General features: G+C 56.0%; 21 protein-coding genes and 1 tRNA gene. 16 read left to right on the top strand and 6 right to left on the bottom strand.

Translation table 11 applies throughout. From position 1 onward, the window contains the following. The first annotated feature begins 236 nt into the window (after nt 1-236). Genes RMS03_RS10425 through RMS03_RS10440 form a run of 4 tightly spaced genes read left to right on the top strand, consistent with a single transcriptional unit; the run spans nt 237 to nt 3,911 of the window. Nucleotides 237-521 carry a 4a-hydroxytetrahydrobiopterin dehydratase gene (locus RMS03_RS10425; RefSeq protein ID WP_310626991.1) on the top strand — a complete coding sequence of 95 codons (285 nt, stop codon included), beginning with the start codon at nt 237-239 and terminating at the stop codon, nt 519-521. Nucleotides 522-570: 49 nt separating this feature from the next. Further along, the gene (locus tag RMS03_RS10430; protein WP_310626992.1) at nt 571-738 is read left to right on the top strand and encodes a DUF2256 domain-containing protein; all 168 of its coding nucleotides are present in this window, start codon (nt 571-573) and stop codon (nt 736-738) included. After that, nucleotides 735-2,330 (top strand): FAD-binding domain-containing protein, encoded by a 1,596-nt coding sequence (locus tag RMS03_RS10435; RefSeq protein ID WP_310626993.1) that lies wholly within the window; start codon nt 735-737, stop codon nt 2,328-2,330. The genes RMS03_RS10430 and RMS03_RS10435 overlap by 4 nt, the downstream gene beginning before the upstream one ends. 9 nt (nt 2,331-2,339) lie before the next feature. Continuing rightward, complete coding sequence (locus RMS03_RS10440) at nt 2,340-3,911, top strand: cryptochrome/photolyase family protein (protein ID WP_310626994.1); 1,572 nt, start codon at nt 2,340-2,342, stop codon at nt 3,909-3,911. 16 nt (nt 3,912-3,927) lie between these two features. On the opposite strand, the gene RMS03_RS10445 is transcribed toward RMS03_RS10440, so the two are convergent. Beyond that, entirely contained in the window at nt 3,928-6,162 is a 2,235-nt protein-coding gene (locus RMS03_RS10445) for an NADP-dependent isocitrate dehydrogenase (protein ID WP_310626995.1), read from the bottom strand. A gap of 226 nt (nt 6,163-6,388) precedes the next feature. On the opposite strand from RMS03_RS10445, the gene RMS03_RS10450 reads away from it, so the two are divergent. From RMS03_RS10450 to RMS03_RS10505, 12 genes are all read left to right on the top strand, one after another. Continuing rightward, nucleotides 6,389-7,180, top strand: coding sequence for a sulfite exporter TauE/SafE family protein (locus tag RMS03_RS10450; RefSeq protein WP_310626996.1), 792 nt, complete (start codon nt 6,389-6,391; stop codon nt 7,178-7,180). A 21-nt stretch (nt 7,181-7,201) separates the two neighbouring features. Then, nucleotides 7,202-9,001, top strand: coding sequence for a nitrite/sulfite reductase (locus RMS03_RS10455; protein WP_310626997.1), 1,800 nt, complete (start codon nt 7,202-7,204; stop codon nt 8,999-9,001). A 35-nt stretch (nt 9,002-9,036) separates the two neighbouring features. Beyond that, nucleotides 9,037-9,408, top strand: coding sequence for a DUF934 domain-containing protein (locus RMS03_RS10460; RefSeq protein ID WP_310626998.1), 372 nt, complete (start codon nt 9,037-9,039; stop codon nt 9,406-9,408). Nucleotides 9,409-9,422: 14 nt separating this feature from the next. After that, a complete protein-coding gene (locus RMS03_RS10465; RefSeq protein ID WP_310626999.1) occupies nt 9,423-10,178 on the top strand; it encodes a phosphoadenylyl-sulfate reductase in 756 nt (251 codons plus the stop codon). Between the two features lie 142 nt (nt 10,179-10,320). Then, the gene (gene cysD / locus RMS03_RS10470) at nt 10,321-11,271 is read left to right on the top strand and encodes a sulfate adenylyltransferase subunit CysD (RefSeq protein ID WP_310627000.1); all 951 of its coding nucleotides are present in this window, start codon (nt 10,321-10,323) and stop codon (nt 11,269-11,271) included. Between the two features lies 1 nt (nt 11,272). After that, entirely contained in the window at nt 11,273-12,553 is a 1,281-nt protein-coding gene (locus RMS03_RS10475) for a GTP-binding protein (RefSeq protein WP_310627001.1), read from the top strand. Nucleotides 12,554-12,665: 112 nt separating this feature from the next. Continuing rightward, entirely contained in the window at nt 12,666-12,992 is a 327-nt protein-coding gene (gene fdxA / locus RMS03_RS10480; RefSeq protein ID WP_310627002.1) for a ferredoxin FdxA, read from the top strand. A 26-nt stretch (nt 12,993-13,018) separates the two neighbouring features. Beyond that, nucleotides 13,019-14,059 carry an NAD(P)/FAD-dependent oxidoreductase gene (locus RMS03_RS10485; RefSeq protein ID WP_310627003.1) on the top strand — a complete coding sequence of 347 codons (1,041 nt, stop codon included), beginning with the start codon at nt 13,019-13,021 and terminating at the stop codon, nt 14,057-14,059. Nucleotides 14,060-14,293: 234 nt separating this feature from the next. After that, nucleotides 14,294-16,471 (top strand): TonB-dependent siderophore receptor, encoded by a 2,178-nt coding sequence (locus RMS03_RS10490; RefSeq protein ID WP_310627004.1) that lies wholly within the window; start codon nt 14,294-14,296, stop codon nt 16,469-16,471. Between the two features lie 56 nt (nt 16,472-16,527). Then, nucleotides 16,528-16,603: transfer RNA gene (locus RMS03_RS10495), tRNA-Asn, on the top strand. A gap of 132 nt (nt 16,604-16,735) precedes the next feature. Next, entirely contained in the window at nt 16,736-17,815 is a 1,080-nt protein-coding gene (gene selD, locus RMS03_RS10500) for a selenide, water dikinase SelD (RefSeq protein WP_310627005.1), read from the top strand. Between the two features lie 42 nt (nt 17,816-17,857). Further along, nucleotides 17,858-18,154 (top strand): zinc ribbon domain-containing protein YjdM, encoded by a 297-nt coding sequence (locus tag RMS03_RS10505; RefSeq protein WP_310627006.1) that lies wholly within the window; start codon nt 17,858-17,860, stop codon nt 18,152-18,154. 13 nt (nt 18,155-18,167) lie between these two features. On the opposite strand, the gene arfB is transcribed toward RMS03_RS10505, so the two are convergent. The 5 genes from arfB to RMS03_RS10530 are packed head-to-tail and all read right to left on the bottom strand — an operon-like array spanning nt 18,168 to nt 20,782. Continuing rightward, nucleotides 18,168-18,578 (bottom strand): alternative ribosome rescue aminoacyl-tRNA hydrolase ArfB, encoded by a 411-nt coding sequence (gene arfB / locus RMS03_RS10510; RefSeq protein WP_405023528.1) that lies wholly within the window; start codon nt 18,576-18,578, stop codon nt 18,168-18,170. Next, complete coding sequence (locus RMS03_RS10515) at nt 18,566-18,976, bottom strand: AEC family transporter (RefSeq protein ID WP_310627008.1); 411 nt, start codon at nt 18,974-18,976, stop codon at nt 18,566-18,568. The genes arfB and RMS03_RS10515 overlap by 13 nt, the downstream gene beginning before the upstream one ends. A 20-nt stretch (nt 18,977-18,996) precedes the next feature. Continuing rightward, nucleotides 18,997-19,986 carry a tripartite tricarboxylate transporter substrate binding protein gene (locus RMS03_RS10520; protein WP_310627009.1) on the bottom strand — a complete coding sequence of 330 codons (990 nt, stop codon included), beginning with the start codon at nt 19,984-19,986 and terminating at the stop codon, nt 18,997-18,999. A 47-nt stretch (nt 19,987-20,033) separates the two neighbouring features. Further along, complete coding sequence (locus RMS03_RS10525) at nt 20,034-20,525, bottom strand: hypothetical protein (RefSeq protein WP_310627010.1); 492 nt, start codon at nt 20,523-20,525, stop codon at nt 20,034-20,036. Next, nucleotides 20,495-20,782, bottom strand: a complete 288-nt coding sequence (locus RMS03_RS10530) for a 3-hydroxyacyl-CoA dehydrogenase NAD-binding domain-containing protein (protein WP_310627011.1) — start codon at nt 20,780-20,782, stop codon at nt 20,495-20,497. Before RMS03_RS10530 ends, RMS03_RS10525 begins: the two co-directional genes overlap by 31 nt. Nucleotides 20,783-20,931 lie beyond the last annotated feature (149 nt).

Genomic DNA, 20,931 nt, shown 5'->3' on the forward strand with positions numbered 1-20,931 from the left:
GAAACCGTGACGGATGAGGAATTGACTATGATTGAAAACCGATTGAATCACCGCCCCAGAAAGCGACTAGGATTCAAGACACCTCACGAGGTATTCCATGCCTCGTTAAAGCGTGTTGCACTTCGTCCTTGAATCCGCCGCATACATTGCGCTTGCACATTGAATTTATAGAGCACCCCTCGTGGTGGAGGTTGCAGCGCCATGACAGGCAAGCAACACCATCCAATCAGCAGACGATGAAACTCAACGCCCCACAAATTCATGCACACATGCACCAGCTGACTGGCTGGACGCTTGAAGTCGATGAGCGTGCGCTTGTCAAGGTATGGATCTTGCCCAGCTTTGAAGCTGCGGTGGTGTTGTTCAACCAAATAGCACACCTGGCACAAGCCCAGTACCATCACCCCGAAGTGCTGTCCAGTTACACGCGCTTGCAAGTGCGCTTGTGGACGCACGATGTGGCAGGGCTCACAGACAAAGACTTCAAACTGGCCCACAGCATAGATACCCTCTTTGACTGACACACGCCCGTCTATGTGGCAGAGGCTCACCCCATGAAAACACCTCACCATGACACAGAAAAACACATTCAAAGGTAACAAGCAAAGCCTGTCCAGCAAGCCCTGTAAAACCTGTGGGCGTGACATGACATGGCGCAAGGCTTGGGCTAAAAACTGGACGCAAGTGCTGTACTGCTCAGACGCTTGCCGCAAAAACAAACCATTCACACCCCCATGAGTTACCAGCTGGTTTGGTTCAAGCGCGACCTGCGTTGGCAAGACCACGACGCATTGGCGCAAGCTGCGCAACGCGGGCCGGTGCGCTGTATTTACGTGGTAGAACCCGAGCTGTGGCTGCAACCCGATACCGCCTTGCAGCACTTCGAGTTTGTGCGCGAATCGCTGCAAGCCTTGGATGCCGAATTGCAGCTGCAAGGTGGTCGCGTTGAGATTCACACCGGCGAACTACCCGATGTACTGAACCGCATTTGGAAGCAAGCGCCGTTTCGCCACCTCCATTCACACCAAGAAACGGGCAATGGCTTCACCTATGCACGCGACTTGCAAGTGGGCACTTGGTGTCGATCACACGATGTGGCTTGGCACGAGTACCCGCAGTTTGGCGTGGTGCGTGTTCTGAAAAATCGCAACGTGTGGCAAGCCGCTTGGGAAAAACACATGGCCGAGGCTGTGCATGACGTCAGCACTTTGCAGTTTTGGCAGGCCTGTGCAAACACGCCGCATAACGCAACGCACGAGACACGGCTCGACGCATGGTGCACACCGACTCAGATGCCAGCACCCGCGCACCTGCAACACAACCCGCCCTTGCGCCAACGCGGTGGTCGCCCCTTGGCGCTGGCCACCTTGCACAGTTTTTTGTATGCACGCAGCTTGGGCTATCGCGGGGGCATTTCGTCACCCCTGTCGGCACCCGATGCTTGCTCGCGCTTGTCGGCCTATTTGGCGTGGGGCTGCATCAGCATGCGCGAGGTGGTGCAACACACGCGGGCCTGCATCGCCCAGTTGCCTCCTCATGCTAGCCGACACCGCGCGGGCTTGACGGCGTTCATCAGCCGCTTGTATTGGCACTGTCACTTCATCCAAAAGTTGGAAAGCGAACCCGCCATTGAATGGCAAAACATGCACCGTGGCTACGACGGTTTGCGTGAGCACGATTTCAACGAACAACACTTTGAAGCGCTGAAAAATGCCCGCACAGGCTGGCCCATGGTGGATGCTTGCGTGACCATGCTGCGCGAAACTGGTTGGCTCAACTTTCGCATGCGCGCCATGCTGGTGTCGGTGGCCGCCTACCCACTGTGGCTGCATTGGCGGCCTGTGGGCGAATGGCTGGCGACACAATTTTTAGATTACGAGCCCGGTATCCATTGGAGCCAGTTGCAAATGCAATCGGGCACCACGGGCATCAACACCACACGGGTGTACAACCCCATCAAACAAGCCCAAGACCACGACCCCCACGGTCGCTTTGTCCGACAGTGGCTGCCCGCGCTGCGCAAGGTGCCGGATACCTGGCTGTTTGAACCGTGGCTCATGCCGCACACCTTGCAAGCGCACACGGGCGTGTGGGTGGGTAGTGACATTGCGCCACCCGTGGTGGAACTCACCCATGCCACACGCGAAGCCAAACAGCTGCTGCACAGCCGCCGCCAAAACGACGATGTGAAAGCGGCCAAAAAAGCCGTGGTCGACAAACACGCGTCGCGTAAAAACTGGGGCAAACGGCCAAGCACCAACGCACGCCCTACCACTGCATCTACCCATGCCGCCCAAGCTGCCAAACAACAGATCGGTTTTGATTTTTAAAAGCCCCACATGACCACTCCACCCAAACGCCTTGTCTTGATTTTGGGAGATCAACTCGACGAAGACGCCTCCGCCCTGTGCGACTTTGATCCCGCTCACGACACCATTTGGATGGCCGAAGTACGGGAAGAGTCCACGCACATCCCCTCCTCCAAACAACGCACAACCGTTTTCCTCAGTGCCATGCGGCACTTCGCGGCACAGCTCCAAGCACGCGGCTGGCCGGTGGTGTATAGCCTGTTGGATGATCCGCATAACACGGGCACGCTGGCCGGCGAACTCGACAAAGCGATTGACAAGGGTCAAGTACAACAGTTGGTGATGACCGCACCCGGCGACTGGCGTGTGTTGCAAAGTTTGCGCGCCGTCGCGCAGCAGCACCAGTTGCCGCTAGACGTTCGGGATGACACGCATTTTTTCAGTACCGTGCGCGAGTTTGCGGCACATGCCAAGGGACGCAAACAGTTGCGTCTGGAATATTTCTACCGAGAGATGCGCCACAAAACAGGCATCTTGATGGTCGACAAAAAACCCATCGGAGATCAATGGAACTTTGACGCAGACAACCGAGGCAGCTTTGGCAAACAAGGGCCGGGGCTGTTGCCTGCACCCACACGCTGTGCGCCAGACGCCATCACACAAGAGGTGATGCGTTTGGTGAACGATCAACTGGCCCATCACCCCGGCTCCATCGCACAGTTTGGCTGGCCCGTCACACGCGCACAAGCGCTGGTCGCGCTGGATGAATTCATCACCCACCGACTGCCCAGCTTTGGTCTCTACCAAGACGCGATGTGGGAGGGCGAAGTGTGGCTCTACCACTCGCACTTGTCGTGCGCTTTGAATCTGAAGCTGCTCAACCCACGCGAGGTGTTGGCTGCGGCGCAAGCGGCATTTCACAAAGGTCATGCACCGCTAGAAGCGGTAGAAGGTTTTGTTCGGCAAATCTTGGGCTGGCGTGAGTATGTGCGTGGCATCTACTGGACACACATGCCCGACTACGCCGAACACAACGCCCAACAAGCCCACGAATCACTGCCCGAGTTTTACTGGACAGGTGACACCGAGATGGCCTGCTTGCGTGACGCCATTGGACAAACCTTGCAACACGGCTATGCACACCATATCCAGCGCTTGATGGTGACGGGCTTGTACGCCTTGTTGCTGGGGGTGGAGCCCAAACAGGTACACCAGTGGTACCTGGGTGTTTACGTCGATGCCGTGGAATGGGTAGAACTGCCCAACACCCTAGGCATGAGCCAGTTTGCCGATGGCGGTCTGATGGCGAGCAAGCCCTACATTGCCAGCGGCAAGTACATCGACCGAATGAGCAACCATTGCAAAGGATGCCGCTTCAATCCTGCCGAATCCACGGGCACCACAGCCTGCCCTTTCACCACGTTGTATTGGGATTACCTCCAGCGTCATGCCGATGTGCTGGCCAAAAATCCACGCATGTTGATGCAACTCAAAAATCTCAACCGCCTCACGCCTGACCAGCAAGCAGCCATTGAGGTACAAGCGCAATCACTGCGCACACAAAAAAGCCCCCAAACTGAAAAGCTTGGAGGCTTCGAATAGGTCTGTGACCTGAGGCTTAAGCGGCACTGGCCAAAGCCGCGTTGAGCGTCGCGCTGGGGCGCATGACGGCTTCAAGCTTCTTGGGGTCTGGCAAGTAGTAACCACCAATGTCCACGGGCTTGCCTTGCACGCTGTTGAGTTCGTCCAAGATTTTCTTTTCGTTCTCTGTCAACGCCTTGGCCAAAGGCGCGAACTTGGCGGCCAAGTCTTTGTCCTCTGTTTGCGCGGCCAACTCTTGCGCCCAATACATGGCTAAGTAGAACTGGCTGCCACGGTTGTCGAGTTGACCTGTTTTCGGCGATGGGTTTTTATTGGTGTCCAACAATTTGCCAGTCGCAGCATCCAAGGTCTTAGCCAGCACTTTGGCTGCTGCGTTGTTGGTCTTCAACCCCAAGTCCTCAAAGCTCACGGCCAAGGCCAAGAACTCGCCCAAAGAATCCCAACGCAGGTGGTTTTCTTCCACCAACTGTTGCACGTGTTTCGGTGCAGAACCGCCCGCGCCTGTTTCGTACATGCCGCCACCCGCCATCAAAGGCACGATGGAGAGCATCTTGGCGGAGGTGCCCAATTCCATGATGGGGAACAAGTCGGTCAAGTAGTCACGCAAGATGTTGCCCGTCACCGAGATGGTGTCAAGGCCGCGGCTGACGCGCTCCAAAGTGAAACGCATGGCACGCACTTGAGACATGTGCTCAATGTGCAAGCCTGTGGTGTCATGGTCTTTCAAGTACAAGTCCACCTTCTTGATCAACTCGTTCTCGTGGGGACGGTACGGGTCCAACCAGAAAATGGCAGGCATGCCCGAGTTGCGTGCGCGGGTCACCGCCAACTTCACCCAGTCACGGATGGCTGCGTCTTTGACTTGGCACATGCGCCAGATGTCACCCTCTTCCACGTTTTGGCTCAGCAAGACTTCGCCAGTGGCCAAGTCGGTGATGTTGGCCACGCCGTCTTCTTGAATTTCAAACGTCTTGTCGTGCGAACCGTATTCTTCGGCTTGTTGGGCCATCAAGCCCACGTTAGGTACCGTGCCCATGGTCTTGGGGTCAAAGTTGCCGTGCCACTTACAGAAGTTGATCATCTCTTGGTAGATGCGGGCAAAGGTCGACTCGGGCATCACCGCCTTGGCGTCCTTCAAGCGGCCGTCAGCCCCCCACATCTTGCCGCCGTTTCGGATCATGGCAGGCATGGAGGCGTCCACGATGATGTCGTTGGGCGAGTGGAAGTTGGTGATGCCTTTGGCCGAATCCACCATCGCCAACTCGGGGCGGTGCTCGTGGCATGCGTGTAAATCACGCTTGATCTCGTCTTGCTGGCTTTGTGGCAAGGCGGCGATCTTGCTGTACAAATCGGCCATGCCGTTGTTCACGTTGACACCCAAGTCTTCAAACAATTTGGCATGCTTGGCAAACGCTTCTTTGTAGAAGATTTTCACGCAGTGACCAAAGACGATGGGGTGCGACACCTTCATCATGGTGGCTTTGACGTGCAAGGAGAACATCACGCCGGTCTTGTGTGCGTCTTCGATTTCTTTTTCGTAGAACTCGACGAGCGCCTTCTTGCTCATGAACATGCTGTCGATGATTTCTTTGTCGAGCAAAGAGACTTTGGGCTTCAAGATGATGGTCTTGCCGCTCTTGGTGATGAGTTCCATCTTCACGTCACGGGCTTTGTCCAAGGTCAAAGATTTTTCACCATGGTAGAAGTCACCGTGGTGCATGTGTGACACGTGTGAGCGAGAGGCTTGGCTCCACTCCGCCATGCTGTGTGGGTTCTTGCGTGCGTACTCTTTCACGGCACGGGGGGCGCGGCGGTCTGAATTGCCTTCGCGCAAAACGGGGTTCACCGAGCTGCCAATGCACTTGGCATAGCGGGCTTTGATGGCTTTTTCTTCTTCCGTTTTGGGCGACTCAGGGTAGTCAGGCAAGGCATAGCCTTTGGACTGCAACTCTTTGATAGCGGCGGTCAACTGGCCCACGGAGGCACTGATGTTGGGCAACTTGATGATGTTGGCTTCTGGCTTCAAAGTGAGCTGCCCCAAGGCAGACAGGTTGTGGGGCACGCGTTGAGCTTCTGGCAGCAAGTCGGAGAACTCACCCAAGATACGCGTCGCCACAGAGATGTCGCTCGACACCACCTCAATGCCAGCGGGTGCGGCAAAGGTACGAATGATGGGCAAAAACGATGCGGTCGCCAACAAAGGGGCTTCATCAGTCAGGGTGTAAACAATTTTGGATTTTTCAGCAGCCATTGCTTGGTCTCATTCTTTGTTTGGATAGGGTGAAAGAAATGCGGTCTTCTTGTGTTTGGCAGGGGTTAGCCACCCACAACAACGCCATGCATTATCCACGCCACTTTATTGCACCTGTCCCTGTGCTTTGCTTACGGCCAAAGCCAAACGCCTTATTACTCTCTGGAATATATGTAGAACAAACAAATCGTTTGTTTTGACATAAAGAGCGCCTACAGTCCACGCCATGCAAGATTTTGGATTCGTATTCGCTGGTTTTTTTGTAGGTCTGGTCGTGGGCTTGACGGGCGTCGGTGGCGGCTCCTTGATGACGCCCATTTTGATTTTTTTCTTCGGCGTCAAACCCTACATGGCCGTGGGCACAGATTTGCTGTTTGCAGCCTTCACCAAAGCAGGCGGCACCTTTAGCTTTGCGCGTCAGCGCATCGTGCCTTGGCACGTGGTGATTTCGCTATGCGCTGGCAGCATCCCTGCGGCAGGCGTGACGCTTTGGGTGCTGCACAACCTTGGTCCCTCCGACCCCGCTGTCGAAAGAGTGATGAAAATCACACTGGGCGTTGCTCTCTTACTCACCGCCAGCGCCACGCTGTTTAAGGTGATTCGCGGCAAACAAGCACCCGTGGCATTGGCTGAAGAGCACCTGGTTGAAGCCACCCGGCCCCGCCACTGGGCTTTGCCTGTGTTGTTTGGCGCGGCGATTGGTACCTTGGTGACCCTCACCTCGGTAGGTGCAGGGGCGATTGGCGTGACAGTGCTTATGATCCTGTATCCGCAATTGCCGCTGTCACGCATCGTGGCGGCTGACATTGCGTATGCCGTGCCGCTGACTCTTTTGGCTGGCTTGGGCCACGCCTCATTAGGATCGGTCGATTGGCCCTTGTTGAGTTTGCTGCTCGCGGGCTCATTGCCCGGCATTTGGGTGGGCTCACGTCTGATGCACAAAACGCCTGAGCGTGTGATTCGTTCGATTCTTTCTGTACTGCTGGCTTGGGCTGGTAGCAAATTGGTTTTTGCCTAATTTTTTCGTTTGAGTTCTTAGATGTATCAATACACCGCCTTCGATTCAGAGTTTGTCAAAACCCGCGCTGCACAATACCGCGACCAACTCAGCCGCAACTTGGCTGGCCAATTGGCCGACGACGATTTCCGCCCCTTGCGTTTGCAAAACGGTTGGTACATCCAACGCTACGCACCCATGTTGCGCGTAGCTGTGCCCTACGGCGAACTCAACAGCGCGCAGTTACGTGTGCTCGCGCAAATCGCCCGTGATTACGACACACCCTCGGCTGAACTGATCGAACGCGCACAAAGCACGCAAGACAAGATTGGTGGCACTTCATCAAACTCCATCATTGCGCCGAAGCTCACCACCCACTACGGCCACTTCACCACCCGCCAAAACGTGCAGTTCAACTGGATTCCCTTGGACAAAAGCGCCGACGTGATGGACTTGTTGGCCAGCGTCAACCTGCACGGTATCCAGACCAGCGGCAATTGCATTCGCAACATCACCAGTGACGAGCGCGCGGGCATCGCCGTGGACGAAGACGTCGATCCACGCCCCTACGCCGAAGTGCTGCGTCAGTGGAGCACCTTGCACCCCGAGTTCGCCTACTTGCCCCGCAAATTCAAAATCGCCATCACGGGTGCGGCTGAAGACCGCGCCGCGATTGAGTGGCACGACATTGGCCTGCGCTTGCTGCGCGATGACGAAGGTAACGTGGGCTTCAAAATTTATGTGGGCGGCGGCATGGGCCGCACCCCCATCACGGGCACGGTGATTCGCGAGTTCTTGCCTTGGAACCAAATCATCAATTACCTCGAAGCCGTGGTGCGCGTCTACAACGGCTGGGGCCGTCGCGACAACATTTACAAAGCGCGTATCAAGATTTTGGTGAAGGCCGAAAACCAGCGCTACTTTGACGAAGTCAACGAAGAGTTTGACCGCATCTTGGAAAGCGGTGCACACCACACCATTCCACAGTCCGAGTTGGACCGCGTGAGCGCCTGCTTTGTGATGCCGCCCGTCGATGTGGTGCCCGACGAAGCGCAAGAGAAAGCCGAGCAAGCCTTGCTGGCACAAGTCAAGGCCGACAAAGAATTCACCCGCTGGCTGCAACAAAACGTGACCAGCCATCAAAACCCAGGCTTGCGCGTGGTGACTCTGTCGTTCAAGCGTTTGGGCCAAGCCCCGGGCGACGCCACCGCCGATCAACTGGCCATCGCCGCCGACTTGGCTGAGAAATACAGCTCAAGTGAAGTCCGTGTGAACCACGACCAAAACTTGGTGCTGCCTTGGGTGCGCATCGACCAATTGGCTGAGTTGTACCAAGCCGCCAAAGCCGCTGGCTTTGCCCGCCCCAATGTGCACTTGTTGACCGACATGATTGCTTGCCCCGGAGGCGACTACTGCGCCTTGGCCAATGCCCGCTCCTTGCCCATCGCGGCCGCGATCACCGAGCGTTACCAAGACCTCGACGAGTTGTTTGACTTGGGCGAGATTGACTTGCACATCAGTGGTTGCATCAACTCCTGCGGTCACCACCACAGCGGCCATATTGGCATCTTGGGCGTCGATAAAGACGGCCAAGAGTGGTACCAAGTCACCCTCGGGGGCTCAGACGGCTCTTATCTGAGCGGCCCTGCCAAAGCAGGCAAAGTGGTCGGTCCCTCGTTCGCTGCCACAGAAGTGGTGGATGTGGTGGAAGCGGTGCTCGACACCTACCGCGACAAACGTGAAGCCCACGAAACCTTTGCTCGCACCTTGAACCGCGTGGGCTTTGATGTGTTCAAAGCGGCGGCCAACTCGGCCCGCAACACCACCGCACGCGCCAACTGATCACACGGCCAGACTAAACCAGATACGAGATAAACATGCGCCTGCAAATCATCTCCCAACACACACCCGACGGTGCCAATGCCCGCGCTTTGGCCAATGACGTGGACGTGCAAACCCTCGACCTTGAAGGCTTGGAGCGCATCGACCTGAACTTCCCCAAATTCACCGATGGCCGCGCTTTCAGCCAAGCCTTTGTGCTACGCCGCCGGGGCTTCACGGGCGACATTCGCGCCCACGGCGACGTGCTGATTGACCAACTGCTGCAAATGCAACGCAGCGGTTTTTCTAGCGCTGTATTGCGCGAAGACCAAGACGCGGCCCACGGCGAAAAACTCTTAACGCACTACAAAGCCTTCTACCAAGGTGATGCGGTCACCGCCGAGCCTAAATTTGCACGCGTGGCTTGAGCCTGAGAACAGCCATGAGCACCTCTTCATTTCTGTCAAACAACGGCCAATCCAAAGCCACCACCTTGAACGCACGCGCCAGCGACGACTTCGCAGCCAAGCTGGCTGAAACCCAAGCTTTGCTACAACGCGCAGCGGCTGAGTTTTCCCCCGTCACGCAAGCCTCTAGCTTGGGCGCTGAAGACGTGGTCATCACCCACCTCATCAACCGCTTGGAACTCGACATTCCTGTGTTCGTGCTTGAAACCGGTGCCCTGCACACCGAGACTTTGGCCTTGCTGGAGCGCACCGAGGCGACCTCACGCGCCCCGATCAACGTGTATCGCCCCGTGCATGAATCGGTCATCCAGTTTGTGCGCAGCCAAGGCCAAGACGCGATGTACAAAAGTATCGCGTTGCGAAAAGCCTGCTGCGGCATCCGCAAGATGGAGCCGCTCGCCCGCGCCCTCCAAGGCCAACGCGCGTGGGTGACGGGCTTGCGCCAAGAGCAATCGGCTGCACGTGCCGAAGTGCCTTTGCAGGACGACAGCGAAGTGAGCACCAAAAACCTGAGCAAGTTCAACCCCTTGGTCAAATGGACGTGGGGCGATGTGTGGCACTACATCGCCACCCACAACGTGGACTACAACCCCTTGCACGATCAGTTTTTCCCCAGCGTGGGCTGCGCCCCCTGCACCCGCGCTATCAGCTTGGGCGAAGAGTTTCGCGCAGGCCGCTGGTGGTGGGAAGACGAAGCGGCCAAAGAATGCGGCTTGCATGTGAAGACATAACGATGCCCCAAAGGTCTGGTGCGGGGTGGGATGCGGCGGGTGACGATTTGTGGCGCGCAGCGACTTATGAGGAACCCGCCGCATCCCACCCCGTACCAGACCGTTCTCCCAAATCAAACACAATTCAACCCCATCACTTCCTATGAACGCCACGACACACAACGAGTTGCATCACTTAAGCAACACCCACCTCGACGCGCTGGAAGAAGAAACCATCTTCATCCTGCGCGAAGTCGCCGCTGCTTTTGAGCGCCCCACCCTCTTGTTCTCGGGCGGCAAAGATTCACTCGTCATGCTCAAGTGCGCTGAGAAAGCCTTCGGAGGAAAAACAAGCCCCTCCGGTAGCGGACGCATTCCTTACCCTCTGTTGATGATCGACACTGGCCACAACTTCAAAGAGGTCACAGACTTCCGCGATTCACGCGCCAAAGAACTGGGCGCTGAGTTGATCGTGCGCAGCGTGGAAGACTCGATGAAACGTGGCACGGTGCGCTTGGCCCATCCGGGTGAGAGCCGCAATGTGCACCAATCGGTCACGCTGCTCGAAGCCATCGAAGAATTCCGCTTTGACGCCCTGATTGGCGGCGCACGCCGTGACGAAGAAAAAGCGCGCGCCAAAGAGCGCATCTTCAGCCACCGCGACAGCTTTGGTCAGTGGCAGCCCAAGGCGCAACGTCCTGAACTGTGGACCTTGTTCAACCACAAGTTGCAGCCCGGTGAGCACTTCCGCGTATTCCCCATTTCCAACTGGACCGAGCTAGACGTGTGGCAATACATTGCCCGCGAAAAAATCGCCCTGCCTTCGATCTACTACACCCACAAGCGCGAGGTGGTGGACCGCCGTGGTTTGCTGGTGCCAGTGACCGAACTCACACCACCCAAAGACGGTGAGAAGGTTGAAATTCGCGATGTGCGTTTCCGCACCGTGGGCGACATCACTTGCACCTGCCCCGTCGAGAGCGACGCGGCCACGCCCGAGCAAATCGTCATCGAGACTTTGGCTGCCGACGTGAGCGAGCGCGGCGCCACACGCATGGACGACAAAACTTCTGAGGCTTCGATGGAGAAGCGCAAAAAAGACGGGTACTTTTAATATGCAAACTTCTGAACATCATTCAGCTCTGAAATTCATCACCTGCGGCTCAGTCGACGATGGCAAAAGCACCTTGATTGGCCGCTTGTTGGTGGACACCAAAGCGGTGTTGCAAGACCACTTGGCCGGCGTGCAACGCTCGGGCGAAACCGACCTCGCGTTGTTGACAGATGGCCTCTCGGCGGAGCGCGAGCAAGGCATCACGATTGACGTGGCCTACCGCTACTTCAACACCGAAGCACGCAAGTTCATCATTGGCGATGCGCCCGGTCACGAGCAATACACGCGCAACATGGTGACCGCTGCTTCCAGCGCGGATGCTGCTGTGGTGTTGGTCGATGCCATCAAACTCGATTGGAAAAACCCCGCTCTTGAACTGCTGCCCCAAACCCGCCGTCACTCGTTGTTGGTGAACTTACTCCGCGTACCCTCCATCGTGTTTGCCATCAACAAACTTGATGCAGTGGAAGACGCCGCGCTTGCCTACAAAAACATCGAAGCCGCCTTGCGCAAGTTCGCGCAAGAAGCAGGCATCACCATCACCGCGATGGTGCCGGTGTCGGCCCTCAAAGGCTGGAACGTGGTGGACACCACCAACGCCGATCAAGCCGCATGGTGTGGCTATACCGGCCCGAGCCTGTTGAGCATCTTGGAAGCCTTGCCCAACACCCCCGCTGAAACCGAGGTGGCCTTCAGCTTCCCCGTGCAATGGGTGGAAAAATTCCACGACTCTGGCGTCACCACCCAAGGTCGCCGTGTGTTCTGGGGCCGTGTGGCCACAGGCACCATCGAGCCAGGCCAAACCATCCAAGTGTTTCCAAGCGGCCAAACGGCTGTCGTGTCGCAAGTGCTGTCAGCCACGCGCGAGCCACAAAACAAAGCGGCAGGCCACAGCGCGGGCATCGTGCTGGACCGCGAAGTGGATGTGTCGCGCGGCGACTGGCTGCTGGCCGAGCACGGCTCACCCGAAGGCCAACGTCAACTCAACACCACAATTGCCTGGATGGACGATGAGCCCTTGGTCGCAGGCCGCGTGTATTGGGCCTTGCATGGTCACCGCTGGGTCAAGGCCAAAGTGCAACGCGTGGTGCACCGCTTGAACGTGAACACGTTGGCCGAGGAAGAAGCCACCGAGCTGGCCCCCAACGCCATTGGCCATGTCAACCTGGCCCTGCAAGAGCTCTTGGTCACACGGCCATTCACACAATCGCGCATCTTGGGCGCTTTGGTGTTGGTGGACACAGCCACCCATAAAACCTCGGGCGCGGTGTTGGTGGACTGACGCGTCCTTAAGCCCCACCTTAAGCCCCACCTTGGTTCCCGTTTAAAATCAAAGGCTTGGCACAACAGCGTTCGCGGTTGCGCCCACCTTTTTACACATTGATTGAATTGCCATGACGCACGTTGTCACCGAAGCCTGTATCCAATGTAAGTACACCGACTGTGTGGACGTTTGTCCCGTCGACTGCTTCCGCGAAGGCCCTAACTTCCTCACCATCGACCCTGACGAGTGCATCGACTGCGCCGTATGCATCCCTGAGTGCCCTGTCAACGCCATCTACGCCGAAGAAGATGTGCCCGAAGGTCAAGAGCACATGACACAGCTCAACGCCGAGTTGTCCACCATCGGCTGGCCCAGCATCACAAAACGCAAGGCCCCACTGCCTGAAGCCGATGCGTGGAAAGACAGAACCGGCAAACTCGCCGAACTCAAGCGCTAAGTCTTTCGCCCAGCCTGCACCGCCCCATGACGGCCACCGTGATTCAAGCCGATGCCGTCATCGTGGGCGCAGGCCCTGTAGGCTTATTCCAAGCTTTCCAGCTCGGCCTACAAGACATTCGTTGTCACCTCATTGATGCTCTGCCCCATGTTGGCGGCCAGTGCATAGAGCTGTATGCCGACAAACCGATTTACGACATTCCCGCCATCCCCCTGTGTACGGGCCGTGAGTTGGTCGCACAGCTGCAAACCCAAGTCCAACCTTTCGCGCCCACCCTTCACTTGAACCAAGAAGTGACGGAGGTCGAGCGTTTGGAGGATGCATCCATCTCAGTCACCACATCGACGGGCCAACACTTTGTGTGCAAGGTGTTGGTGATTGCTGCAGGCGTGGGAGCGTTTCAAGCCCGCAAGCTGGCCGTAGAAGGTGCGCGCGCCCTTGAAGGTACCCATGTGCATTACCGCTTGGGCGATGCCTCGCGCTTTGCAGGCCAAGACGTGTTGGTGCTGGGGGGCGAAGAATCAGCCGTCGCTGCGGCCTTGAAACTCACGCTTGAAGCGCACGGGCCCCGCAGCGTCACGCTGATGCACCGCCGCGATGTGTTCACAGCCGACCCCGTACTGCTGCAAGCCATGCGAGACGCGGTGGCTAACGGCACATTGCAATTACAAATCGGCCAGCCCACAGGCTTGTTCGCCACCGAGGGGCAGCTTCACGCCCTGCAAATCGCCATACCAGACGGCAACACACTTGAGCGCCCCGCTCAGCAACTGATCGCTTGCTTGGGCCTCTCGCCCAAGCTCGGTCCTATTAGCCAATGGGGTTTGGTGATGGAACGCAAACAATTGGTCGTCAACACCGAAACCTTTGCCACCGATGTGCCAAGCATCTTTGCCGTGGGCGACATCAACACCTACCCTGGCAAAAAGAAGCTCATCTTGTGTGGTTTTCACGAAGCCACCCTCGCCGCGTTTGGCGCAGCGGCCATCGTGCATCCCACACGAAAGACCTTGTTGCAATACACCACCACATCGAGTGAACTACACCGACTGTTAGGGATCGCTTAAAATTCATACCGCGTTAGCAATAACGCATCCGCTAGGGGTGTTGAAGCCGTCACCGACTTCGACTGAGAAAGTCCCTTTGAACCTGTTGAGACTCGCCCGCGGTGGGTCTCAAAGTCCGCAAGGACTTGAGGTAATCCTCGCGCAGGGAAGCTTGGTCTTAAAAGCGATGCTCCACCTCAAGAGCGCTCACTCGCATGAAAGTCAGCCGACCTGTCATAACGTTAAGGAAACGTCATGGCAAAACATTCGCTATTCTCGAAAGCAACGCGCGTTCACGCCGCCGTTGCACTGTGTGTTGCATCTTGTTCGTCCGCTTGGGCGCAACAAACCCCAACCGAAATCACCATCACCGACACGCTGCCCAGCCATGTGTCTGGCTTTGATGATGTCCCAGCACAAGCGCTGCCCTTCTCCACCACGATCATCACCAACGCCACACTACAAGACATTGTTGCGCAGCGCGTCTCCGATGCGCTGCGCTTAGATGCCTCGGTCAGTGACAGCTACAACTCTCCTGCTTATTGGGACATTTTGAGCGTGCGAGGTTTCACACTTGACAACCGTTACAACTACCGCCGTGAAGGTTTGCCTATCAGCGCAGAAACCATAATCCTGATGGACAACAAAGAGCGCATTGAGTTACTCAAAGGCACCAGCGGCATTCAAGCCGGTACCAGTGCGCCAGGAGGTTTGGTGAACTATGTGGTGAAACGTGCACCTACGGATGCAGAGCAAAAAATTCGGAACCTCACTTTCAGCTATGGCCAAGGCAATAACCGTTTGGCTGCGGCTGATTTGGGTGGACGGTTTGGCGCAGTCAGTGAGTTTGGCTATCGATTCAACGTAGCACATGAAGACCTTGATCCGTACATCAAAGACACCAAAGGTCATCGCGACTTGGTGGCGTTGGCCATGGATTGGCGTTTGAAGCCTGGGACTGTGATTGATTTTGAAATTGAACAATCGCATCGTGAACAGATGGGTGTCAACGGCTATAGCTTGCTAGGTGGTGTGTTACCCAGTCCTGTAGACCCTCGTGTTAATTTGACCCGTCAATACTGGACGCAACCTGGTGTGTTTGATGCGATGACGGGTTCTATGCGATTGCGTCAAGAGTTAGATGCAGGCTGGCATTGGACGACACAATACGGGGCCCAACGCTTGAAGACAGATGACCGCTTGACTTATGGGTTTGGGTACAACTGTTACCAAGGTATACAAAAACCCTCCAGCAACTTGAATCTATGCAGTCAGTTCACGCCTGATGGGAAATTTGAAATAGATGATTACCGCAGCAATAACGAGCGTCGAATCATTGATGCGATTCAAAGCGATGTGTCAGGCAGCGTACACATTGGCTCGCTCCAACACAACCTCACATTTGAAGTGATTCGTCAACGACAGCTTGACAGATTTCCGCCTCAACAAGCGTGGAATGCCGCAGGAGAAGGTAGTGTGTATGGTGGCAGCACATCCAGCGCAGCACCTGATCCAACGTACCCCAACACAAACCGAAGTGAATACTCGAACGAGTTCAGCGTGAAAGATCATGTTGAAATTTCATCCAGCACAGCCTTGTGGGGAGGACTACGCCATGTCTCTTTCAACAAAGCCAGTTCGCAAAATGCGCCAACGCCCAACACCAACGCAAAAGTCATGCAAGGTGACATCAATTTGCCTTGGGTCGGTATCTCTAAAAAGCTGGCGCATGTTTTGGTCTATGCATCACACGGACACGGACTTGAACAAAATGCAACCCCTAACTCTGGAATTTTTGCAAATCCTGGCGAAACATTGGGCGTAGGAAGAAGTCGACAATCAGAACTTGGGATCAGAAACATCGCTGCGTCAAATCAAGCGCATTGGAATGCAGCACTCTTCCAAATCGAAAGACCATTGACATACGACGAAGAGTTATCCCCAGGTTATTTCCAACGCCGCATGGATGGAAAACAAACACATCAAGGGATTGATTTAGGCGCAGACATCACTTCTAGTCAATGGAAAATTGGCGTACAAACCCAATGGCTCGAAGCAAAAATTAGCGATGTCGAACAAACCTCTGGCGCCGTCGGCTCCACCCCCCTGAACGTCCCCAAGTTTGTCCTTCGCGGCATGGCCGAATATCGCTACACCAGCATTCCCAGTTTACGCACAGGGATTCGTGTGTCGCACGAGGGTAAACGCAACGTCACAGAGGATGGAAACATCCAACTCCCAGCATGGACCACCTTCGGCGCCAACGCTTATTACGATACGAAAGTTAACAACATCGCCTCAACTTGGAGTCTGATGTTCGACAACTTGGAAGACAAACGTTATTGGCGCGAGTCCCCCAAGCAATTTGGTCACTACTACCTCTACCCTGGTGCCCCAAGAACCTTGAGGGCGACTGTGCAATTCCATCTTTAAATGCCACCGCTACAACAGGCCAGGAGGCGTCAAAAATACGTTATAATCTTTAATATTCCTCGATAGCTCAGTCGGTAGAGCGCCGGACTGTTAATCCGTAGGTCCCTGGTTCGAGCCCAGGTCGAGGAGCCAATAAAGATAAGCCTTTGCAGTCACATGCAAGGGCTTTTTTTTAACTGTGCGTAGGTCATGTACATGTCATCCGCCTGCGAACCGTCCTACTGCAACAGGCAAAATCTAAGTCTACGCAGACCACGCCTCTTTATGAATACCTCCCCCCACACCCCGCCTCTACCCAACTCGCCACGACTCACCAGTTTGTCTCACGGCGGCGGCTGTGGCTGCAAGATTGCGCCTGGGGTGTTGAGCGAAATTCTCAAAAGCACCCATGCCATGCCGATCCCGCCGCAGTTGTTGGTCGGCATTGAAACGGCGGATGATGCAGCGGTCTACCAGCTCAACGACGAGCAGGCCTTGATTGCCACCACTGACTTCTTCATGCCCATCGTCGATGACCCGTTTGACTTTGGCCGCATCGCAGCGACCAACGCCATCAGCGATGTCTATGCGATGGGGGGCACCCCCATCATGGCCTTGGCCTTGGTCGGTATGCCCATCAACGTCTTATCGCAAGAAACGATAGGCAAAATTTTGGATGGCGGCCAAAGCATCTGTCGTGAAGCAGGTATCCCGATTGCCGGTGGCCACACCATTGATTCAGTCGAGCCCATTTATGGCTTGGTCGTGCTGGGTTTGGTCCATCCCCAACGCATCAAGCGCAATGCCCAAGCACGCGTGGGCGACCGTTTGATTTTGGGTAAACCCTTGGGCGTGGGTGTACTCTCTGCTGCACTCAAAAAGAACGCACTCAGCCCAGAGGGCTACGCACACATGATCGCCAACACCACCCAACTCAACACACCGGGCGCTGTCTTGTCTGCCTTGGCTGGCGTACATGCCATGACCGATGTGACGGGCTTTGGCTTGGCAGGACACGCGCTAGAGATGGCGCGTGGCAGCCAACACAGTGTGCGACTGAACATGCCCCACATCCCCTTGTTGCCCGGCGTACGCGGATTAGCAGAGCAAGGCATGGTCACGGGTGCATCAGGCCGAAATTGGTCAGCTTATGGGCATGAGATTGCGCTGAGCTCTGCATGCGACACCATCGACCAAGCCTTGTTGAGTGACCCCCAAACCAGCGGCGGTTTGCTGGTGGCTTGCGCACCCGAGACCGTGGCCGAAGTCATGGCCATCTTCCACCAGCAGGGTTTTGCCAATGCCACGGACGTGGGCGAGATCACTGCGGCCTCGACCGACGGCATCCAACTGCACGTGCGCTGAACGCAGACATTGATCCAGCCTCTCTTTGAAAGAAAAAACAAAATGTCTACCATTCCCGCCTGTCCACAATGCGCGCAAGAAAACACCTATCAAGATGGTGACAACTACGTGTGCGCCGATTGCGCGCATGAGTGGCCCATGGTGGCGGCAGTGGCTGCTGACGACGAAGACGATGCCGTGGTACTCATCAAAGACCTGAAAGTCAAAGGCTCATCCACCACCTTGAAAATGGGCACCAAAGTCAAAAGCATTCGCTTGGTCGGTGGTGACCACGAAGTGGACTGCAAGATGGAGGTCGGCAACTACATGCTCAAGGCGTGCTATTTGCGCAAAGCTTAAATCCACATGACGCTTACAACACCCGACCTCGGTTTGATTTGATCGCCGAGGTCTTTTTTTTGCTGTCTAAGCGGCGCAGCTTGGAGGCATACGTCGGTTGGGTCGGTTTGCGCTTCTTGGGTGGTTTGTCCACGCTTTGCACCAGTTCTAGCAAACGTGCAAAGGCTTCGATGCGGTTCATGTCTTGGCTGCGATGCTCTTGCGATTTGATGACCACCACGCCCTCGTTGGTGATGCGCTGGTCTGGCAATGCCAACAAGCGCTCTTTGACATCCTCGGGCAAGGACGAGGCCCTGACATCAAAGCGCAAATGAATGGCGCTGGACACCTTGTTGACGTTTTGCCCTCCCGCGCCTTGGGCACGTATCGCCGTCACTTCAACTTCAGATTCTTTGATGTGCATGGCGTGGCCTACACATGCCAGCCCGGTAACTCGCCCATCGCCCACAAAATCAAACTGATCGTGAAGAACGACGCCACCGTGGTGACCAACAACGCAGCAGCGCAAAACCCTTCTTGCCCATGACGTTGCGCCAACAAGGGATAAATACCCAGCATGGGCATGCTCGCCAACAACACGCCCGTGATTTTGAGGCTTGAGGTCATCGGACCCACGCCATAAGCCACCAAGTAGTGCGGGTTCATCACCTCTGCAAAGTCACGCTGGGACAGTGTGTTGAACAGCATGGCAGGCAAGGCGAAGTTCAGCAAAAAGCGTCCTAACACTTGACCATCGACTTTGCTAAACATCCCCCGCCGCGTGGCTACAAAGCCCAGCGCAATCGACAAATAAATCGGCCCAGTGATTGAGAGAATGTTCATCATGTGGTGGCTGTGCTGGGTTACTGCTTTTGGATACCCGCACGTTGGATCACATCGCCCCAACGTTTGATTTCGATTTGCAACCAATCATGGGCTTGTGCCACGGTGCTGGAATGTGGCTCCACATTCAAGTCGAGCAGCTTTTGGCGCACCGCAGGGTTTTGCAACGCCGCGTTCACTTCTTTGTTCAAACGGTCAACCACGGCTTGCGGTGTTTTGGCGGGGACGCCCAAACCGTTCCAAGAGGTGGAGACCAAACTTGACACACCCGCCTCTTTCGCCGTGGGCACTTGTGGCAAGGCCATGTTGCGTTTTTGACCTGTCACGGCCAACGCTCGCAAAGCGCCGCCTTTGATTTGTGGCAGCACAGGGCTGAGCACTTCCACCGCCACATCGATTTGACCACCACGCAATGCCGTCATCACCGCAGGTGTGCCGTTGAAAGGCACCACTTGCGCATCCAAACCCGCCGTTGATTTGAACAACTCGGCGGTCAAATGCTGCGTGCTGCCGATGTTGATGCTGCCAATGTTGAGCTTGCCTGGATTGGCCTTGGCCCACGCCAACAACTCGGGTAAGGACTGGAAACGTGACTCGGCACTGATGATGAGCCCCAAATCAAAGATCCCCATCAGCGACACTGGGGTGAAGTCTTTGAGCGGGTCAAACGGCAAGGACTTGAACAAACCCGCACTCACCGCATTGGCGTTGGACATGAGCAGCAGGGTATAGCCATCGGGCTCGGACTTGACGACCATCTCTGCCGCCACAATGCCGCCTGCGTCTGGACGGTTATCAATGACGACCGACTGCCCCAAGCCTTCTGACATTTTTTGCGCCACGGTGCGTGCCGTGAGGTCTGCCACACCGCCCGCCCCAAATGGCACCACGATGCGCAAAGGTTTGTTGGGGTACGCCTGTGCATGGACCACACCCGAAGCCACCACAGCACAAAAAGCAGTCACCGCTAGAACGGCAAAACGCGACACAACCCAACGACAACTTTGCATGACACATCTCCAAAAACGGGGAAGAATGTATCGATTGTCCTAGATCGTCAGAGCCCACCTGCATTGCTCAAGCAATACGTGAGACAAAGCGATGGTCGGGGCGCCGTGGACGCAAGGTCATTCCTCTTGAAACAAGACCGAGATATCTGCCAAAAAAATCCGGCACCACACTGGCGGGCCATGTCTCGGATCTCTTGCGTCAAGGCCTCATGGTTTTGTTGACGGGCCCAAAACACAGGGCCGCCATCCCAGCGCGGGAAACCATAGCCATGCACCAGCAGCACATCGATGTCACTGGCGCGGTTGGTCACGCCCTCAGCCATCAAACATGCGGCCTCGTTGACGATGGCCAACAGCGCACGGCGTTGGATCGTGGCAGAGCTCAAAGCTTGGCGCTGGATGCGGCGACGTTGCGAGGCGTCTTCGATGATGTGGCGCACCACTGCGTCGGTCGCTGGCTGCTGTTTGCTCTCCACATAGGTGTAATAGCCGGCGCCTGTTTTACGCCCTAAGCGATCCGCCTCACACAAGCAGTCCAAGATGTCCACATAGCGTACGTCTGGCGAACGCGTGGCAGCTTGCGCAAGCGTTTGCCCAAGGCCATGCCCGTAGCCATGACTTCAGGACGCGTGTCTCGGCCACGCACCACTTCGAGCAATTTCATCACGTGGGCAGGGCTGAAAAAGTGCAAGCCCCGCACACCGTATGGGCACGTGGTGGCTTGTGCAATCGCATCTACATCCAAGAAAGAAGTGTTGACGGCCAGCACCGCCCCTTTGTGTGCGAAGCGATCCATTTTTTAAACACGGCGGATTCAAGGACGAAGTGCAACAAAGATGAACTGGTTATAGGTGGCTGAGGATGCGAGAGCATCATGGCCGCTTTAACCGCCAAGTCGAAGTTGCCCAATGTACAAGCACCTCAGCCGAGAAGAACGATACCAAA

The organism is Limnohabitans sp. (genome assembly GCF_031538885.1).
Lineage (GTDB): Bacteria > Pseudomonadota > Gammaproteobacteria > Burkholderiales > Burkholderiaceae_C > Limnohabitans.

What these genes read in the sequence shown, in the direction of transcription:
- RMS03_RS10425 (WP_310626991.1), top strand. Translation starts at nt 237, where the DNA reads ATGAAACTCAACGCCCCACAAATTCATGCACACATGCACCAGCTGACT.
- RMS03_RS10430 (WP_310626992.1), top strand. Translation starts at nt 571, where the DNA reads ATGACACAGAAAAACACATTCAAAGGTAACAAGCAAAGCCTGTCCAGC.
- RMS03_RS10435 (WP_310626993.1), top strand. Translation starts at nt 735, where the DNA reads ATGAGTTACCAGCTGGTTTGGTTCAAGCGCGACCTGCGTTGGCAAGAC.
- RMS03_RS10440 (WP_310626994.1), top strand. Translation starts at nt 2,340, where the DNA reads ATGACCACTCCACCCAAACGCCTTGTCTTGATTTTGGGAGATCAACTC.
- RMS03_RS10445 (WP_310626995.1), bottom strand. Translation starts at nt 6,162, where the DNA reads ATGGCTGCTGAAAAATCCAAAATTGTTTACACCCTGACTGATGAAGCC.
- RMS03_RS10450 (WP_310626996.1), top strand. Translation starts at nt 6,389, where the DNA reads ATGCAAGATTTTGGATTCGTATTCGCTGGTTTTTTTGTAGGTCTGGTC.
- RMS03_RS10455 (WP_310626997.1), top strand. Translation starts at nt 7,202, where the DNA reads ATGTATCAATACACCGCCTTCGATTCAGAGTTTGTCAAAACCCGCGCT.
- RMS03_RS10460 (WP_310626998.1), top strand. Translation starts at nt 9,037, where the DNA reads ATGCGCCTGCAAATCATCTCCCAACACACACCCGACGGTGCCAATGCC.
- RMS03_RS10465 (WP_310626999.1), top strand. Translation starts at nt 9,423, where the DNA reads ATGAGCACCTCTTCATTTCTGTCAAACAACGGCCAATCCAAAGCCACC.
- cysD (WP_310627000.1), top strand. Translation starts at nt 10,321, where the DNA reads ATGAACGCCACGACACACAACGAGTTGCATCACTTAAGCAACACCCAC.
- RMS03_RS10475 (WP_310627001.1), top strand. Translation starts at nt 11,273, where the DNA reads ATGCAAACTTCTGAACATCATTCAGCTCTGAAATTCATCACCTGCGGC.
- fdxA (WP_310627002.1), top strand. Translation starts at nt 12,666, where the DNA reads ATGACGCACGTTGTCACCGAAGCCTGTATCCAATGTAAGTACACCGAC.
- RMS03_RS10485 (WP_310627003.1), top strand. Translation starts at nt 13,019, where the DNA reads ATGACGGCCACCGTGATTCAAGCCGATGCCGTCATCGTGGGCGCAGGC.
- RMS03_RS10490 (WP_310627004.1), top strand. Translation starts at nt 14,294, where the DNA reads ATGGCAAAACATTCGCTATTCTCGAAAGCAACGCGCGTTCACGCCGCC.
- selD (WP_310627005.1), top strand. Translation starts at nt 16,736, where the DNA reads ATGAATACCTCCCCCCACACCCCGCCTCTACCCAACTCGCCACGACTC.
- RMS03_RS10505 (WP_310627006.1), top strand. Translation starts at nt 17,858, where the DNA reads ATGTCTACCATTCCCGCCTGTCCACAATGCGCGCAAGAAAACACCTAT.
- RMS03_RS10515 (WP_310627008.1), bottom strand. Translation starts at nt 18,976, where the DNA reads ATGAACATTCTCTCAATCACTGGGCCGATTTATTTGTCGATTGCGCTG.
- RMS03_RS10520 (WP_310627009.1), bottom strand. Translation starts at nt 19,986, where the DNA reads ATGCAAAGTTGTCGTTGGGTTGTGTCGCGTTTTGCCGTTCTAGCGGTG.
- RMS03_RS10530 (WP_310627011.1), bottom strand. Translation starts at nt 20,782, where the DNA reads ATGGATCGCTTCGCACACAAAGGGGCGGTGCTGGCCGTCAACACTTCT.